The organism is Neptuniibacter sp. QD48_55, assembly GCF_047778115.1.
GTDB lineage: Bacteria > Pseudomonadota > Gammaproteobacteria > Pseudomonadales > Balneatricaceae > Neptuniibacter.
On record NZ_CP180555.1, the window covers coordinates 1,303,063 to 1,319,618 of the forward strand.

16 protein-coding genes are annotated in these 16,556 nt (G+C 41.4%); 10 read left to right on the plus strand and 6 right to left on the minus strand.

All coding sequences use genetic code 11. The features are described from left to right. The first annotated feature begins 2 nt into the window (after nt 1-2). The 6 genes from ACMXYW_RS05895 to ACMXYW_RS05920 all read left to right on the plus strand — a co-directional run bounded on the left by ACMXYW_RS05895 (nt 3) and on the right by ACMXYW_RS05920 (nt 7,662). A complete protein-coding gene (locus ACMXYW_RS05895; protein ID WP_415905873.1) occupies nt 3-3,188 on the plus strand; it encodes a type I restriction endonuclease subunit R in 3,186 nt (1,061 codons plus the stop codon). 34 nt (nt 3,189-3,222) lie between these two features. Beyond that, the gene (locus ACMXYW_RS05900) at nt 3,223-3,810 is read left to right on the plus strand and encodes a hypothetical protein (protein ID WP_415905569.1); all 588 of its coding nucleotides are present in this window, start codon (nt 3,223-3,225) and stop codon (nt 3,808-3,810) included. A gap of 159 nt (nt 3,811-3,969) precedes the next feature. Then, on the plus strand, nt 3,970-4,257 hold the full coding sequence (locus tag ACMXYW_RS05905; RefSeq protein ID WP_415905570.1) for a hypothetical protein: 288 nt from the start codon (nt 3,970-3,972) through the stop codon (nt 4,255-4,257). A 14-nt stretch (nt 4,258-4,271) separates the two neighbouring features. Next, the gene (locus ACMXYW_RS05910; protein WP_415905571.1) at nt 4,272-5,624 is read left to right on the plus strand and encodes a phospholipase D-like domain-containing protein; all 1,353 of its coding nucleotides are present in this window, start codon (nt 4,272-4,274) and stop codon (nt 5,622-5,624) included. 40 nt (nt 5,625-5,664) lie between these two features. After that, a complete protein-coding gene (locus tag ACMXYW_RS05915) occupies nt 5,665-6,735 on the plus strand; it encodes a hypothetical protein (protein WP_415905572.1) in 1,071 nt (356 codons plus the stop codon). A 75-nt stretch (nt 6,736-6,810) separates the two neighbouring features. Continuing rightward, nucleotides 6,811-7,662, plus strand: a complete 852-nt coding sequence (locus tag ACMXYW_RS05920; RefSeq protein WP_415905573.1) for a GIY-YIG nuclease family protein — start codon at nt 6,811-6,813, stop codon at nt 7,660-7,662. Nucleotides 7,663-7,807: 145 nt separating this feature from the next. Here ACMXYW_RS05920 and ACMXYW_RS05925 read toward each other — a convergent pair whose 3' ends face one another. From ACMXYW_RS05925 to ACMXYW_RS05950, 6 genes are all read right to left on the minus strand, one after another. Next, nucleotides 7,808-8,377, minus strand: a complete 570-nt coding sequence (locus ACMXYW_RS05925) for a helix-turn-helix domain-containing protein (RefSeq protein WP_415905574.1) — start codon at nt 8,375-8,377, stop codon at nt 7,808-7,810. A gap of 39 nt (nt 8,378-8,416) precedes the next feature. Then, nucleotides 8,417-8,602 (minus strand): helix-turn-helix transcriptional regulator, encoded by a 186-nt coding sequence (locus ACMXYW_RS05930; RefSeq protein WP_415905575.1) that lies wholly within the window; start codon nt 8,600-8,602, stop codon nt 8,417-8,419. A 125-nt stretch (nt 8,603-8,727) separates the two neighbouring features. Next, nucleotides 8,728-9,474, minus strand: a complete 747-nt coding sequence (locus tag ACMXYW_RS05935; protein WP_415905576.1) for a DUF6387 family protein — start codon at nt 9,472-9,474, stop codon at nt 8,728-8,730. 325 nt (nt 9,475-9,799) lie between these two features. Beyond that, the gene (locus tag ACMXYW_RS05940; RefSeq protein WP_415905577.1) at nt 9,800-10,540 is read right to left on the minus strand and encodes a GGDEF domain-containing protein; all 741 of its coding nucleotides are present in this window, start codon (nt 10,538-10,540) and stop codon (nt 9,800-9,802) included. Between the two features lie 137 nt (nt 10,541-10,677). Further along, on the minus strand, nt 10,678-11,334 hold the full coding sequence (locus ACMXYW_RS05945) for a response regulator (protein WP_415905578.1): 657 nt from the start codon (nt 11,332-11,334) through the stop codon (nt 10,678-10,680). Continuing rightward, a complete protein-coding gene (locus tag ACMXYW_RS05950; protein ID WP_415905579.1) occupies nt 11,321-12,700 on the minus strand; it encodes a HAMP domain-containing sensor histidine kinase in 1,380 nt (459 codons plus the stop codon). The genes ACMXYW_RS05945 and ACMXYW_RS05950 overlap by 14 nt, the downstream gene beginning before the upstream one ends. 222 nt (nt 12,701-12,922) lie before the next feature. Between ACMXYW_RS05950 and ACMXYW_RS05955 the strand changes: the two genes are divergently transcribed. Genes ACMXYW_RS05955 through ACMXYW_RS05970 form a run of 4 tightly spaced genes read left to right on the plus strand, consistent with a single transcriptional unit; the run spans nt 12,923 to nt 16,555 of the window. Next, nucleotides 12,923-14,677, plus strand: a complete 1,755-nt coding sequence (locus tag ACMXYW_RS05955) for a pyrroloquinoline quinone-dependent dehydrogenase (protein ID WP_415905580.1) — start codon at nt 12,923-12,925, stop codon at nt 14,675-14,677. Nucleotides 14,678-14,727: 50 nt separating this feature from the next. Continuing rightward, nucleotides 14,728-15,438, plus strand: a complete 711-nt coding sequence (locus tag ACMXYW_RS05960) for a MotA/TolQ/ExbB proton channel family protein (protein WP_415905581.1) — start codon at nt 14,728-14,730, stop codon at nt 15,436-15,438. After that, a complete protein-coding gene (locus ACMXYW_RS05965) occupies nt 15,435-16,043 on the plus strand; it encodes a hypothetical protein (RefSeq protein WP_415887703.1) in 609 nt (202 codons plus the stop codon). Before ACMXYW_RS05960 ends, ACMXYW_RS05965 begins: the two co-directional genes overlap by 4 nt. Further along, on the plus strand, nt 16,040-16,555 hold the full coding sequence (locus tag ACMXYW_RS05970; protein WP_415905582.1) for a hypothetical protein: 516 nt from the start codon (nt 16,040-16,042) through the stop codon (nt 16,553-16,555). Before ACMXYW_RS05965 ends, ACMXYW_RS05970 begins: the two co-directional genes overlap by 4 nt. Nucleotide 16,556: the final 1 nt, after the last annotated feature.

Below are 16,556 nucleotides of genomic sequence, written 5' to 3' on the forward strand. Positions count from 1 at the left end.
TGATCACGGAAGACCAGTTAGAACAACTCTGCCTCGAATGGTTTCAAACTGTCGGTTACGACTACATTTGCGGCTACGACATCGCTCCTGATGAAGATTGCTCTGAGCGTAGCGATTACCACCAAATTATCCTCCATGATCGTCTACTAAGTCGCTTAGAGGTTATTAATCCGCATATCCCCGTAGCTACGTTGGAGCAAGTTGTTGCCCAAATAGAAAAACCAGAAACGCCTAACCTGATTAAAAATAACAAAGCTTTTCACCAGCTACTGCTGGAGGGGGTGAGGGTAGAGTTTAAGAAGGATGGTAAGGATGTAATCGATTATGTCCAGCTGGTGGATTTTACGAATGTAGCTAACAACCAGTTTTTAGTTGTAAACCAATTCACTATTACGGGCAGTAAGGGCAATCGACGCCCTGATGTGATTGTGTTTATTAACGGCTTACCTTTAGCCGTTATAGAACTGAAAAACCCTGCTGATAGTAACGCAGATATCTGGTCTGCTTACCAACAGCTACAAACCTACAAAGAAGAAATTCCTGACCTTTTTGTGTTTAACGAAGCGCTGGTGGTCAGCGATGGTTTAAATGCGCGGGTTGGATCGCTGACTGCAAATAAAGAAAGGTTCTTACCTTGGCGTGTTGTTAATAGCGAGCATGATAAACCACTATTTGAATATTATTTAGAGACCCTCGTTAAGGGGTTCTTTAAGCCTGAGTTATTTCTCGATTATATTCGCCACTTTGTTTTATTTGAGACTGAAGGAGGCTCCTCTGAAAAAGCTGCCGCTGGGGCAATCATTAAAAAGATTGCTGGTTACCATCAGTTTCATGCAGTGCGTGAAGCGGTTAAAGCGACGGTTATTGCTTCTGAGCGTCCAGACTCAGATCAGGTTGCTGAGCCTCGTGCTAATTATGCCGATAAGGTTGTACCTGGCTCAGGTAAGGCAGGAGTCGTTTGGCATACCCAAGGTTCGGGTAAATCAATCTCGATGGTCTGTTATGCAGGTAAGCTTCTTGCACAGCCTACAATGAATAACCCAACGATTGTGGTGGTGACTGATCGTAATGATTTAGATGGCCAGCTTTTTAATACCTTTGGTATGGCTGCTGAAACGCTAAAGCAGACGCCGGTACAAGCAGGTGATCGGGATGATCTCCGGGATATATTAGCCTCCCGTCAGTCTGGTGGAATTATTTTTACCACTGTACAAAAGTTTGCGCTCTTAGGCAGCGAAACTACACACCCTGTTTTAAGCAAGCGGCATAATATAGTGGTTGTCAGCGATGAAGCGCATCGAAGCCAGTATGGAGATAGGGCGAAATTCAATCCGAGAACAGGCAAGTACACTTTCGGGTATTCCAAACATATGCGTGATGCTTTACCTGAAGCTTCCTTTATCGGTTTTACAGGAACGCCTATAGATTCTGCCGATAAAGATACTCGCGCTGTTTTTGGTGATTATGTTTCTATCTATGATATTCAAGATGCCGTAGATGATGGCGCAACTGTTCCAATTTACTACGAATCACGTCTAGCGAAACTGGATATAAATGCCTCTGAAATCGAATCGTTAAACGATGAGGTGGAAGAGGTGATTGAAGATGATGAAGACGTTGCATCCAGAGAGAGCACAAAATCTAAATGGGCTACCCTTGAGAAGCTGGTGGGCAGCGAGCCGCGTATGGAGCAAGTGGGTAAAGATTTAGTTAGCCACTTTGAAAACCGGATAGAAACAATGCCAGGTAAAGGCATGATTGTATGTATGAGCCGCGAGATCTGCGTGGATATGTACAATGCAATTGTTGCTATTAAACCTGAATGGCATGACCTAGACCCTGGCAAAGGTGTTATCAAAATTGTAATGACGGGATCGGCTTCAGATAAAGAAAAACTACAGCCCCATATTCATAACAAAGAAACTAAAAAGCTGTTCGAGAAACGTTTTAAAGACGTTAATGATCCGCTGCAGTTGGTCATTGTGCGTGATATGTGGCTAACCGGTTTTGATGCACCAAATTGTCATACGATGTATATCGATAAGCCAATGAAAGGCCATAACCTAATGCAGGCAATCGCCCGTGTTAACCGAGTGTTTAAAGACAAACCCGGTGGTCTAGTTGTGGATTACATTGGTATCGCTAATGAGTTAAAGCATGCTTTGAAAACCTATACCAATTCTAATGGTAAAGGCCAACCAACCGTAGATACCAGGGAAGCTTTTGCTCTGTTGGTTGAGAATATAGATAAGCTGCATGCCATGATGCATGGCTGTGATTACAGTGACTATGAAACCCATGCACTCCAACTATTGCCCAAGGTGATGAACCATATTCTGAGCTTGGAAAATCCAAGTGATAAGGAATTAGATGGAAAAAAACGTTTCTTGGATTTAATGGCTAAGATTCGTTCAGCGTTTACCTTGTGTGGAACAATGGATGAGGCAAAAGCATACTCTAAAGAGATCGCTTTTTTCGGAGCCGTTAAAAATGCCATCAGTAAATTTACGACTATCGATAAGCGACGCACTGATGAAGAGAAAAATTCAGCCTTAAAGCAGATTATTGATAACGCGATTATTGCTGATGGTGTTGATGATATCTTTCAGCTGGTGGGTTTAGATAAACCCAATGTAGGACTTCTCTCACCAGAGTTTCTTGAAGATGTAGCCAATATCAAAGAAAAGAACCTAGCGGTAGATCTACTTGAACGCTTGCTCCGGGACGAAGTTAAAGCCCGTATGAAAACTGATGTTGTTTCTGAGAAGAAATATTCAGATCGTATCCTAGAAACCCTTCGCAAATATCATAACCGCGCGATCGAAACAGCTCAGGTTATAGAAGAGCTAATCAAAATGGCCAAAGAAATGGCCGAAGACGCTGAGATGGCAGAGAAGTCAGGTTTAAGTCCTGATGAAATAGCTTTTTATCGTGCGCTTATCCAAAACGAAGCTGCTGTTCGTGAACTTGGAGATAATAATCTTCGAGAGTTGGCCAAGCACGTCACGGCCCAGTTACGTAAAAGTACAACCGTGGATTGGCAGGTGCGAGACAATGTAAGAGCCAAACTACGCAATCTAGTACGTAGGGCGCTTAGAAAATGGAAATACCCACCAGATCGTGCTGATGAAGCCATAGAGCTATGCTTGAAGCAGGCTGAGGCGTTATCGAATAGTTGGTCAAATTAAATTAATTTTAAAAAGTAAACATTAAGGAAGATTAATGCTTGAGCTTCAACTCCCTAAAATAATCAGTACTGTTAGCTCCATATTGAAGATGATTAAGGATGATAATGAGAGGTTATACGATAGACATATAATCGAGCTAGATGGCTTGGTAAAAGAGTCCCATAGGTATTATCACGACAGTTTTAAAGCAATTCTAGCTAGCTTAAATTCTCAAACCCCATCACATGATGTTATTGCGCACCTGAAAGATCTTAGAAGAGACCATCAGTCTAGGAAAATGGAAATTCTTGAATTGTCAGCCGCCTTGAAAGAAGGGTATGCGGGACTGACCATTTTAAATGAAAGACAAAATTTATTGGTCGATTTTCTCGATGCTACAGTGGACTACTTTAACAGTAGTACAACTGTGGGCGGTGCCTCATGGTTCTCTGATTTCATAAGGTTTGCTGAAAATAGACATGAGTCTGGGGATTCAGAACCTTGGCCAACAAGGCCATTTGGAAATAATCCTGTTGTAGACCTTACTGAGCAAGTCGAATGTATTCTAGATGAGCTACTTCCTATGAGATATGAGCGATATTTGAATTCATTTTCTAGTTTAAAAGTTTATTTGAATAAGTAGGCCGTGTGAATGAGCAATTTTCTTCGGCATATCATTTTCTTGTGTTGTTGCTCCCCGTTAGTCGTAGCGGCCGATTCTTATAATCAATTTGAATTGAAACAAGTCCAATTTGATCCAAATGTTCCCCTAAGTGATCAAGAAAAAGAAAGTGTGAGGGAGATGTTTGAAGCCCTTTTTCCTAATACTGAATTACAAAGCTATTCATCACATGGGGCGCAAGAGTTGATTAACCGATTATCCGCACTTGAGTCCTGTAAGGCTACTATCAACTCAGCGATGGAAGGTGTTGATGGCTTAGTTGGTGTTGCACTAAAGACGACAGTACTAACGAATATTGCGTCGGTATTACTAAATGCGGGAAATAGCGTAGGGCAGCAATCATGTATTGCTCACATCCAAAAGAGTAGAAACGTTATCGTTACTGAGATGAATAGTTCACATATATAGAAGGACATTTTTAGGTGGATTTAGTAGCAAATTCTGCTAACGGTGTTTATCTCCGGGATATCATTGACCGTATAGATGAGAGTAATAATGTAGAGAAGGTTTTAGCAGCAGTAGCTTATGGTAAAAGCTTCAATACTAAGCAGTTTGAACTGCTTAATCACTGTCTAAAACATAATTACAGATTAGATTTATGGATGAGATACGATGAAACTGTTCCTGTTTCAATTCCTCTTCTAATAAGGCTTCTTGAAAGCCAAAAGAGCAATGTTTTCACAAAGTTTGTGCCTGACTGCTTCCATTCTAAGGTGATTTGGTGGAAAGGCTATGGTGCTTACATAGGCTCTGCCAATTTGACAGAGATTGCATGGACGACAAATATTGAAGCTGGTTTGTTTCTAACAGATGACGAGCTTGTTTCTAATGGTATGAATATTGAGTTAGATAAATTTTTTGACTTCGTCTCTACTCTTGATAAATCCATACCTATCTCACAAAGTTATATTGATGAGATGGAAAGGTTACAGAAGAGAAAATCTGCTTGGCAATTTGATGCTAAAAGTTTAAGGGGGCATCCAGAATGGGACGGTCCTGAAATATTAGATAAGGCTACGGCTTTAGAAAAAAATAAAGAAATATTTAGGCAAGAATGGTTGGAAACACTGGGTATTTTACAAACTATTCAAACTTTCATGGAGGAATATAGGCCTGTTTGGATTCCTGAGGGAACGCCGGCGGGTTGGCAAGTTGATCAATTCCTTCATGCTTATTACTACAAAAAAGTTACTGAAGGGCGTGCAAAGCCATATGAAACTTTCTTCCTTCGGAATCAGAAAGATCCCAATGGGGAGTTGAAGCGTCAGCTTGAATGGTGGAAAGCTACTGAAAAAGCCCCCACCATAGAAGACCAGATGTTAACGGAAAGAGCTCCTACCTTACAAAGGCTATTGTCTAGAGAGAATATCCTATCTTTGACAGTGAAAGGCTTTGAGATGGTTTGCAGAAATACTCATGCCACTAGTGATCATGTAGTAAAAATACCATTGTCTGAACTCAATCGTCCTGATCTTGCATCATTAGATAGAGATGCAAGGTTTAAATTATTTTCACCAATCATGATGGGCATGCGTAATCAAAAAGGTTGGGATATAAGGCAATTATTGAACTATGTCATGTATCAGGGACCTGATGAAAATATTTGGGAACGATTGTTCCTTGCAGGTAAAGACCCAATTTATCGTCTACCTAGATATGGCTTAAATTCAATTGCTGAAGTTATCGGTTGGGTACGTCCTGAAATAGCTCCCCCGCGAAATGGGAGGACTAGTAAAGCGCTTAGGGCTCTAGGGTTTGATGTAAAGGTCTATTAAAAAATACGTAAGCTAATGAAATTGATAAAGGGATATTATTTTGAATCAAGCTGTAGATTCTAAACTTCCAGTATTAAAAGTGCCTTCTTTTGATGCTTGGTTGGAGAAGGCTATACCGGCTTACACGGATGCTTTTCATGCGTTTATGTCTGTGGTTCAGGGCAATAAAAATCAGAAAGGTGAAGTAGAGGTCGAATGCCAGATTTTTTATGATGCATTGCAAGTAACAAGGGAATTGATTAATTCTGAACAGCTCTTAAAGGAGCTTGAAGACGTCATGCTCGCGCCTGCTTTATATGTTGTGATTGAGCCTTATCTTGCTGATCTGCGGATCAAATTAGAACAGATTCAAGAACGGTGTGTGGAAGTGGAAGGAGCACTGTGTATTGATTCTGAAGATTTATTTAGATTTATTCGGATACTTGTTCAAGTAATCAGTGAAGTCGGCAGCAAACTTTCTGTATTTATTATTGATGCGATCGAACCATTTAATAACTTTATATCTGCATTTGATGCTGAAGCTACAATTGACTTGGTCAATGGTGAATATCATCTGTTAGTTGCACAGGAAGCAGAAGAGTTAGAAGAAAGTAGAAACAAGTTAGCAAAGGAAAATCAAAAATTAAGTAACCTGGTTAACTTGGTTACTGGTAGAACAGAGCCTGATATATATGTCGTTTGTGATAAGGAAGACCTGCTTGAATATATTGAGAAGCGATGGTCAAAGCAGATATTAATGACTCAGCATGCTACTGATAGCCTAATTGATTCACAATTTAAAGATATCAAGAAAGTAGTTAAAGCTTTAGATCTACTTGGTCATGATTTTTTTCAAGTATTTTCTTATGGCTTAAGGATGGATAAAGCAAAGGCTGCTGCTCAAGCAGCAAATATTGAGTTTAAACCTTCAATGTCAGATGTGAGCATGGGCAAACATTCCATTTATGATCGGAAATATAAAGAGGGTAAAGCTGACTTCAATAGACACCTCTGTATTGGTAACTCCAGAACTCCGGAACGCTGCTTTAGGTTGCACTTTGAGTGGGACGAAGAGGAACAGAAAATAGTTATTCATCATGCGGGTAATCATCTACCAGTAGCTTCTGACTAAAAATACAGTCGTGTAGCAATTACGGATATAACAAACTAAATAAGTTTTTGGATTGGAAAAGGAATTAAGTGCGACATGAGTATGCGGCCTGTATCTATCAAGTTATTTTTATGTGATGGCGATCCAGATGGAATACGTACAGCTGAGCTATCAAATTGGACAGGAAAGGCACTAGCGGGTCCGCGTTCTGATCTATCAAACCTTTTGCTTAGAGATGAATTGCGCAAACCAGGTGTGTATTTTCTAAGCTCGAAGGATACGGTTTCTGGGCTTCTCAATTTGTATATCGGTGAAGCCGAATCCGTTGGAAAGAGGATTAGACAGCATCAATCTGAAGATAATTGGGATTGGATACAGTTAATCTCATTCGTGAGTAAAGATGAGAATCTAACTAAAGCCCATATCCGTTATTTAGAGGGCGCTTTGATTTCCAAAGCTAAAGCATCCAGCCGAATTTGTGATCTTAACAACCAAGGTGGTGGGGCACGACTTCCGGAATCAGATCAGGCTGAAATGGATGTTTTTCTGGAGAATATGCTTAAGTTATTGCCCGTACTCGGGATTACAGAACTAGAGCCTGAATCAGAAAAGCCTGCTGACATGAATCAAATGCTGTTTGGGGTTACAAAAGGCTGCAATGCTCAGGGTAATCGTACGGCTGGTGGGTTTGTTGTTTATGAGGGCTCTCAGGCTGTTAAAGAACATAGGGCATCTGCAGGGAAGACAAAAAAGAGAAGAGAGTCTCTGATTGAGCAGGGGGTTTTGGTGGAAGACGGTGATGCGTACTGTTTTAGTCGTAACTATGAATTTGGGAGCCCGAGTGAAGCGGGAGCTATGGTCTGTGGCGGAGCTACTAATGGGTTAACGTTTTGGAGAAATAAGGATCAGATCTCTTTAAAAGAAATAGAAGCTAAGTTGGTTGAATGATTTTATAGCATAAACGCGCAGGCTGCGCGTTTATGCTTTTTTGGTAATATCCCTTTAAAATCAATAGACTAAAAGGTCTGTTGGTGTTTGAAAGTCAGATTTCGCGCCGCCCTTTAAGTCAAGTTTGATTAGCGTTTTTTGCGGATTAACTCAACATATCCTCTAGAAGTGTTGTCCATTGTTCTGGAGGTGGTGCTTTTGCCTTGGGAATGGTGATCGGCAATTGCTCGATCAGTTTGTCTTCTCCTCTAACTTCATTAATAGATTCTTTTATTGTTTCTTTAATAGATTCGGGTGGTCTCTTGTCACCTTTTTTAAGACGACATGACATGTTTTTTGTTTTGATGTCATATTTCTTTTCAGAATTGTCAGGGTATTGTTCTTCAATAATCACTTTCGGATTTGTAAAAGGGTGACTTTCTGACACCCTATTTTCGGAATTCTCTGTGTTCAGGTTTAATTTAAGATAATTGGTTTTTTTTCTTCCGCCGCCTTTATCGATCACTGTGATATATCCAAGATCGATAAGTTCTTTAATGGACCTTTGTACTGTTCGAACAGTTAGGCCGGAAAGTTTTGCTATTGTCTTATTGCTAGGCCAGCAATCAAAGGATTTTTCATTGGCGAATTTACCTATAACGATCAGGGTTAATTTTTGGCTGGGTTTAGGTAAATGAATATGATTTATGATGAGGTCAACAACTTTGTATCCCATGCGAACTAGCCTTATGAATGACCTGGTTTATAAAGCTTTCTATCTACACAGTGATATACGGCCATTGATCCACTCATTAAGGTCTGATTCTAGCCAGCCGACAGAGCGAGGTCCTAATTGAATAGGTTTTGGGAAATCATCTTCGGCCATTAATGCGTAGATTGTACTGCGAGAGAGGCCTGTTAATTCTTCAACTTGTTTTCTACGTAGGATCTTATGAGGCATGTTTGATTCTCCTTGGTTTGTAAAAGTTCGGAGCAATCTTATTCAGACTCTAAATGTGAAACGATCAAAATTTTTAGACCGAAAAAATACGGAAAAATAGGAGAGGACTGATTTTGTTAACAATTTTATTTGCTGGAAGCTAACCATTCATCCATAAAATTATAACTGCTGACTGTTTTTAAAAATGATGCAAGGGTGCCGCTGATAAATTTATCGTCTCTGTGTCCCAGTGGATAGAGAGTTTCTGCAATAGTTTGGTTTCGGAGTTTCATGTTGTACTGCTTGCAATAGATCATCAGATCAAGATATGGGATCAGTTGATAGTCAAGTGTGCGTTTGCGTGCTGTATTTCCTGGGCTTTTAGGCTTCTGAATGTTCAATTGCTCTCTGTATAAGGGAAGAAGTGCTTTTAGCTCGTCTAAAATAACAGCATCGTTATTAGTTAGGTCAATTTTTACTGTTGCAGAAACTGTTTGGTGCAATAAGTCTATGCTGGTTTGAGCATCATTCGTAAGGTAAATACCTTCGGAATTAGGAGGGTAATCGTAGTTTTCTTGTGCAGTGCGGAACAATAAATGGACATCAAAAATGTCGACAGAAGCTATTGAGGTTCCTCTGGGTAGTATTGGTATTTTCGACAGGCATGACTTAGTTTTGTGTATAGTATTTTCTGTATCATCAAGTGCTTCAGTCACGATGATATTTTTACGGCAATCCTCAGGGGTAGATACAAAGTAGCTATCTTCGATAGATGTTTCAAAGAGGACTATTCGGATATATAACTGAGTAGCGAGCTCATACTCACTTAAATCTTTTAATGCTTCGTATCTGTTTAATTCAAACCAGGTGGGGATTCCGTCGAGGTGTTTCACTATTAGCTTCCATTGCGCCTGTTTTGGCTTATCTAGCCTTCCTTGGTACTCAATTGTCAAATATCTAGAGTTAATGTACGTCAGATTTAGCTAATGTACGGCCCATGTTTTCGCGTTTAAGTGATTTTTAACTGGCTTATATAGAATATTTCCCATCACGGGCTTTTAAAATAAGTCGATTGGTGGAAAATATAATGGGGGTATATATGGGGGTGCTTATGTTAAGTTAAAATATATTAAATGTTATTTTTCAAATGGTTGCGGGTTCTATTTGATAGATCTAGGCCCACCAATTACTTCCTTTTAAATCCGTTAGCGTTTCAAATCAGTGTTGAAAAAATACTGATCTATTTCGTCCACTGTTTTTTGCTTCGTAGAGGGCTATATCTGCTTTTTTGAGAATATCTTCAAAGCTCATTTCTAAGTCGGGTCTATTCTCAGCTACGCCTAAGCTGATGGTGTAATTGATCTGCGTACCATCGTAGTTTGGTAAGTTATTTTGTATTTCCTTATTCAATCGCTTAACTATTGGTTCCACTTGCACTTGTTTGGTATTACTTAGATAAATACAAAATTCTTCGCCCCCCATCCTTCCTGCTAAATCACAATCTCGGGTAACTCGTTTTAATATCAGGCCAAATGATTTTAGGACTTGATCACCTGCGGCATGACCGTATTGATCATTAATCTTTTTGAAAAAGTCCAGATCGATGATGACCACGCAGTAGGTTTCTTTAGTTCGTACGGCGAGTCGATGGAGAAGGTGACAAGATTTAAAGAGTGCGCGGCGATTATACAAACCTGTTAGGTCATCGTAGGTAGCTAGTTTGTTCATTTCGGCTTCAAGTTGGTCTAAATCAATGAGTAAACCGAGTAGGTACCATGAGACTAGGGGCGCTATAAAAAGAGGAATGACTGCGGCACGAATAATGCTTTGGAGTAGTGGGGCATCTGTATCAAAAAGAAAGGAAAAAATCAGGTTTAGTGCAACCGCCATCACAACAGAGATAGCTGTGATCAGCAACATTAATTTGATACGACCTAGTCGTCTTACCACTAAACGCATTGTACTACCTTGCAATCAGACTCTACTAGGTAGATTAGTTATACCTGTTAATCAGGTACATACGTAGATTTACTCAGGGCATAGGGGTCATTAGGCTAAGTTTAGTCGTACAAACCAATTACTTTTAGTTTCAGAGTCTAGCTAGGCAGGAGTTCGGCAGGTGAAAGCATGCCTGCTTGGATAGCGGTATGAATCAACTCAATATCGGTTTTGACCTCGAGCTTGCTTTTGATGATGTAGTAACTGTTCGCGACAGTTTTAGCGCTTATGCAAAGCGTCTCAGCTACTTCATCTTTTGTTTTTCCAGCAATCATCATTCGAAGAATTTCAAACTCTCGAGTAGATAATTTACTAAGGATGGCCGCTTCGCCTTGAAGGCTTTCCAGTGCTAAGGCACGTGAAACATCATCGCTGATAGCTAACTGACCACGCGTGATATCTTTGATTGCCTGTATTAGCAATTCAGGAGCGCTGCTCTTAGTGATGTAACCACGTGCACCGGCATCCACTGCTTTTTTGGCCATCGCGGGGTTCTGATGCATGCTAAAGATCAAAACTTGGGCTTTAGGGTCATACTGACGGATTTGTAAAAGGGTCGCTAAACCACCTTTCCCCGGTAACGACAGATCTAAAAGAACGAGGTCAGGCGAATGTTGTTGGTAGAGGGAGTAGGCCTCTTCACCAGATCCCGCTTCAGCGATAATGTGAAAATTGGGTTCGCGATTTAGAAGTGCTCTATAACCTTCGCGGACAATTGCATGGTCATCTACTAGAAGAATATTAACTGTGCTCATTGGATCCCTTTATTTCGCAGACAGGAATACTCGCTGCGATTTTTAGTCCACCTAGTGGTGATTTACTCAGCTCTAATTCACCATTAAGCGCATTAATCCGTTCTTTGATACCTAATAAACCATTCCCCGGTTTAATTAGCGGCTCAGGCTGAGTCATATTGCCATTATCTTGGATCGTTAACGTTAGATATTTATGATCTGTTGGGTAGTAAGTTAGATGTACTTCTGCGGCACTGGCAGAGGCGTGTTTTACAATATTGGTTAAACACTCTTGAATAGTTCTAAGGATATTTACGGCTATTGCCCCTGGAATACTGTTAATCTCACCTTCTAGAGTGATCGAGCAGTTTTTATCGAAGTGTTTGGTATTCCAGTCTTGTATCATCGACTTTAAGTTTTCAGAGACTCCTAGTTCATCTAAGTCTGCCGGGCGTAAACGGAATAGTAAGTCCTTCACCAGCTCCATCATCTCTTCAGATATCGTGTTTACCTGCTTAACTTTGGGCGAAAGCTCGGGACATTGGCTATCGACTTCCAGTTGCAAGAAATGTGAGATCGCTCTGAGTCCTGTTAGGTATTGCCCCATATCATCATGCAACTCTCGACAGAGATAGCGTCGTTCATTCTCTTGAATGTTGAGGAGCTTGTATGAGAGTTCTTTTCGGTCATCTATGGTTTCTTTAAGGCTGACAGCTAAGTTATTTATCGCGGTCGCGGTTTCTTGCCACTCTTTGATATGAGAGGGAGGAACTTGAGCACTTAAGTTGCCTTTCTGCATCTCATTCAATACCCGCTGGGTTTTTTTGACAGGCTTTAAAATACAGTGAAGGCATAGATAGAGCAGCAAGCTAAGAATTCCGACGACAATGATAGAAAACTCCATCAGCGTCATGATGTTATTCCAGGCATTGTGCAACAAAATTGGTTTGCTAGGAGAAACGACAATGTCACCTTCAATACCAATTTTTGAGGTGATTCTGGAACGTGTTTCCTCTGCTGAAGTGAACAGTGCTAGGTAGAAATTTTCAAACCATAAAGGCCATTCATCCTCAGTGTAATCACCTGTACAGAGACTACGTGCTACCTCGCCGGTATTAGTTTCAAAGGAAACGCAGAACCCAGTGAAGCCCGCAGAGTGCTTCCAGAGAAAAAAGTCAGGAAAGTTCTCTAACGCCATTACATCGTTTTGAACTTTTAAAACCTGAAACTCGAGTTGTTGCTTTACGATGGCTGATATCTCTTGCGCATGTTTTCGTGAGTCTGCATCAGTTTTATATAGAGCTATAAATGCAGAGATAAGTAGCGCAGCCATTCCCGAAATAGCAACAAGAGAAATTAGCAGAAAGTTAAGTTTTATTGACTTCATCAGTAAACAGAATCTTTGTCTTGGGAATCTATGCCTTGAAAGAATGTTTCATATTGTAGGTAGATAACCCGTTTGTGTATCGGGCAATAAACCCGCCTTTTGTGGTCAAGTTCACGCTGTTGATTTTTAAAAGGAAAAGTTAGTTTAGTTCTATGCTTAAGTAATCAAAGTTGATCTATTTTGATAGATTTATACAACATCATACGTTTTAGGGAATAACTTATGCGAGTGCCAAACCAGCTTTTAGGATTAATGCTTGGGAGTGTCTTATCCCAAGTCGTATTTGCCGATGATTGGGCAATCTATGGCAATGGTTTGGAGAATCAGCGCTTTAGTTCTCTTACAGAAATAAACCGAACCAATGTAGAAAAACTTCAGTTGGCTTGGAAGTTTGATAGCGGTATCAAAGCGAGCTTTCAAACGAGCCCTATAAAAGTTGGTGATCATTTATACATATCGACACCTTTTAATCATGTCGTTGCGCTGAATGCTGAGAGTGGCAAGCAGGTGTGGCGTTATGAGCATCCAAAACCGAAAAAGAAAAGTTGCTGTGGGCCAGCAAATAGAGGTGTGGCTGTAGCTAAAGGTAAGGTTTTTCAGGCAACTATAGATGGACAGCTGATCGCATTAGATCAAACCACGGGCGAACTGGTCTGGCAGAACCGAGTCGAAGATTTAGAGCTATCCGTTCAGGAAAGCGTTGATGGATTGTTACAGGGAATGAATCTTGGCGGGGACGCTAAGATTACTGGTGGCACAAGCCATAGTTTCAATATGGCCCCTCAGATTTACAAGGATATGGTAATCGTCGGTAGTACTGGGGCTGGGTATGGTTTACATCTTGATACTGAAAAAGGGCTAAGGGTTGTTGGTATTGGCGATGGCCGGACGGGATTACGTGGTTTTCTATCTGCCTTTGATATGGAGACCGGCAAGGAGTTGTGGCGTTGGTACAGTGTTGATGGTGAGCACTGGGTGGGCGATTGGCAAGAAACCACGACAAGTGGCTTAACGCTTAATCGTGATATTCCAGCGGAAAAAGCGGCTGCTCAAAGGTTTAAACATAGTTGGAAACTCGGCGGTGGGTCTATATGGACCACGCCGGCAATAGATGAAGAAACCGGTTGGCTGTTCGCCGGAACAGGCAACCCCGCGCCTAATATGGACAGTTCCACTCGACCGGGTGACAACCTGCATACTTCGAGTATTGTGGCGATTGATAGTAAAAATGGAGAGCTGAAATGGGCCTTCCAGCAAGTACCACATGACCGTTGGGGATATGATGTTTCCAGCCCTCCTGTATTATTTGATACCGTTGTGGCAGGTGAAACTGTAAAAGCAGTAGGACAAGCGGGAAAAACAGGCTGGTTCTATGTTCTTAACCGAGAAACCGGTGAGTTGCTGTTTAAATCTGATCCTTTTGTCCCTCAAATTAACTTATTTGCTGATCCAACTGAGGAGGGGGTAACCATTGCTCCGGGTATCGCTGGTGGTAGCAATTGGTCTCCAGTATCAATCAATCCAGTTAAGCAACAAGTCTATATTGCAGGTATTCATATGCCTGCAACCTATTACCGTAAACCTTTAAATCTAAATTCAGAGTTACCTTGGCAAACGTATAGCTATTTTGAGTTCGATGAGAAACAACGTTATGGAACCTTAACGGCGGTCGACTTAAAAACCGGTAAGTTGAGCTGGCAGCACAAAACGCGTTTGCCCATGCTCGGTGGAACTTTGGCAACAGCCGGTGATTTAGTTTTCAGTGGCGAGGGTGATGGTGAATTTTTTGCGGTAGATGCTACGACTGGCGAAAGGCTTTGGAGCTATAAACAGTCCTATGGTGTTAATGCGCCGCCGGTCAGTTATAGCCACAATGGTCGTCAGTACATTGCTGTTGCCGCAGGCGGAAATAAAATCGCAGGCTACCCCACAGGGGATAGTTTGTTGGTATTTAGTTTGCCTCGAGCAGCTAAATAAATTACTAGTATTAGAGATCGCTCATAATTGAATGTGTAAGGAAGCTTAGTATGTACAATCCTGTGCAATATAAAGTTCTGCTCTACTGGGCTTTATTATTTGGCGTGATTCTTTTTGGCTTCTATGTCGGTTGGGATCAAGGAGTGCTGTTGGAGATCATTCAGCAAGATCAAACCCGCGTTTGCATATTCATCTTAGTGTTATTAGTAGGCATGAGCTGCCATTGTGCTTATCGCAGCTGTTATCTCTCCCAACAGTTTTCGATGTTGGATTATTACTATATCCGCCGCCAAGAGACGGGCTTAACCCCTGAGGAAAAAGCTTTTCCTGACGGCCTCTCCCTTTCACAAGATTACCTGTTCAATGTGTCTGATAAAGAGTTACATGATCAAAACGCAGATAAAGGGCTTTTAGCAGAGCTGCTTGTGGAAGGGGCTCGAGGCTCTCATCAAGTCGGCTGGTTTGTTGTGGGTGTCATGGTCAAGTTGGGGCTCTTAGGTACGGTGATAGGCTTTATCATCATGCTGAGTTCTGTTTCTGGGTTGGAAAATCTGACGATTGATGATGTTAAAACCTTAATGCAACAGATGACTCATGGTATGGGCATCGCCATGAGTACTACCTTGATTGGTTTAACCTGCAGCATGCTATTAAGTGTTCAATATCTACTGCTTGACCGTATGGCTGATCGTTTTGTGGCTTTAAGTATCACCTTAGGTCAGCAGAAAAATGGTGCTGCTGAAAGCGAGCCTGCGTCATGAAACTCTTTGGGCAGCGATCTAACTTTGAAATAGATCCGTTTACCGATCTGCTTTTCAACGCATTGCTGACTTTTACCTTTTTGTTTTTGGTTGCACTGTTACTGCTCAATCCGCCGGCAAAGTCGGGGATTATTGATCCCAAAGCTGAGTTTATTATTACGGTGAGTTGGCCGGATGGAAGCCCTAACGATATTGACGTTTGGGCCTTAGGTCCCAAAGGTGAAAAGGTTTACTACAAGCGGACACAACAAGGTCTGATGCATTTGGATCGAGATGATCGCGGCAACGCCAATGATACTCAGGTGATTGATGGAAAAACGATTACGAATCCAATCAATCAGGAGGTGCTGACGATACGAGGTCGGCCTCCAGGTGAGTATGTGATCAACCTACATTACTTCAAAAGTGAGAATGACGAGCCTGTGCCAGTGACCGTCTATCTGGCAGAGGTGAATCCAGTTTTGAAGGTTATCAGTTACACCACCGAAACCTTGGCAGCTGAAAATGATGAGCTGACAGCCTTGCGTTTTACCCTGAATACCCAAGGTAAAGTAACCAATATTAACAAACTGCAGAAAAGCATTATTAAGGCGAATCAGAAATGAATGAAGAACTCCTAGTGCTGACATTGGCTTATGTGTTTTTAACGGCACTGTTATTGTTGGCGGTCATCAGTGGGCGATTAAAGTGGCCAGTTAAAGCGGGCCTAGTTGTCATTGCATTGTTTTTCTACGGTTGTAGCTACTTGGGGTGGAAGCAAAGTCAGGGCTGGCCGAGTCCTACAGCTTTACCTGATAAGTTCCTGTTTCACTATGCGGTAATTGAAGAGCCGGATAAGCAAGCGAATAAAGAGGGTGATATCTACATTTGGCTTACCGATCTGAAAAATGATGAGTTGGACGAAAAGCCCAGAGCATTCCGGATCGATTATGACCACGCGACCCATGGTGCTGTTGAAGAAGCGTTAAAGAAAACTAAAAGTGGACAGCCTCAGTTAGGGCAGCCTTCAAAACGTTTTACTAAACCTTCAGATGCAAAACGTAAGGACGCTTTGGGGCAAAAGTCTCCGCTGATCAATTTTACTCAAGTCCCTGATCCCGCTCTACCGGAGAAATAAA

Bases quoted from the DNA above. Each gene is read 5' to 3' on its own strand.
- ACMXYW_RS05900 (WP_415905569.1), top strand. From the start codon at position 3,223: ATGCTTGAGCTTCAACTCCCTAAAATAATCAGTACTGTTAGCTCCATA.
- ACMXYW_RS05905 (WP_415905570.1), top strand. From the start codon at position 3,970: ATGTTTGAAGCCCTTTTTCCTAATACTGAATTACAAAGCTATTCATCA.
- ACMXYW_RS05920 (WP_415905573.1), top strand. From the start codon at position 6,811: ATGAGTATGCGGCCTGTATCTATCAAGTTATTTTTATGTGATGGCGAT.
- ACMXYW_RS05925 (WP_415905574.1), bottom strand. From the start codon at position 8,377: ATGGGATACAAAGTTGTTGACCTCATCATAAATCATATTCATTTACCT.
- ACMXYW_RS05930 (WP_415905575.1), bottom strand. From the start codon at position 8,602: ATGCCTCATAAGATCCTACGTAGAAAACAAGTTGAAGAATTAACAGGC.
- ACMXYW_RS05940 (WP_415905577.1), bottom strand. From the start codon at position 10,540: ATGCGTTTAGTGGTAAGACGACTAGGTCGTATCAAATTAATGTTGCTG.
- ACMXYW_RS05945 (WP_415905578.1), bottom strand. From the start codon at position 11,334: ATGAGCACAGTTAATATTCTTCTAGTAGATGACCATGCAATTGTCCGC.
- ACMXYW_RS05950 (WP_415905579.1), bottom strand. From the start codon at position 12,700: ATGAAGTCAATAAAACTTAACTTTCTGCTAATTTCTCTTGTTGCTATT.
- ACMXYW_RS05955 (WP_415905580.1), top strand. From the start codon at position 12,923: ATGCGAGTGCCAAACCAGCTTTTAGGATTAATGCTTGGGAGTGTCTTA.
- ACMXYW_RS05960 (WP_415905581.1), top strand. From the start codon at position 14,728: ATGTACAATCCTGTGCAATATAAAGTTCTGCTCTACTGGGCTTTATTA.
- ACMXYW_RS05965 (WP_415887703.1), top strand. From the start codon at position 15,435: ATGAAACTCTTTGGGCAGCGATCTAACTTTGAAATAGATCCGTTTACC.
- ACMXYW_RS05970 (WP_415905582.1), top strand. From the start codon at position 16,040: ATGAATGAAGAACTCCTAGTGCTGACATTGGCTTATGTGTTTTTAACG.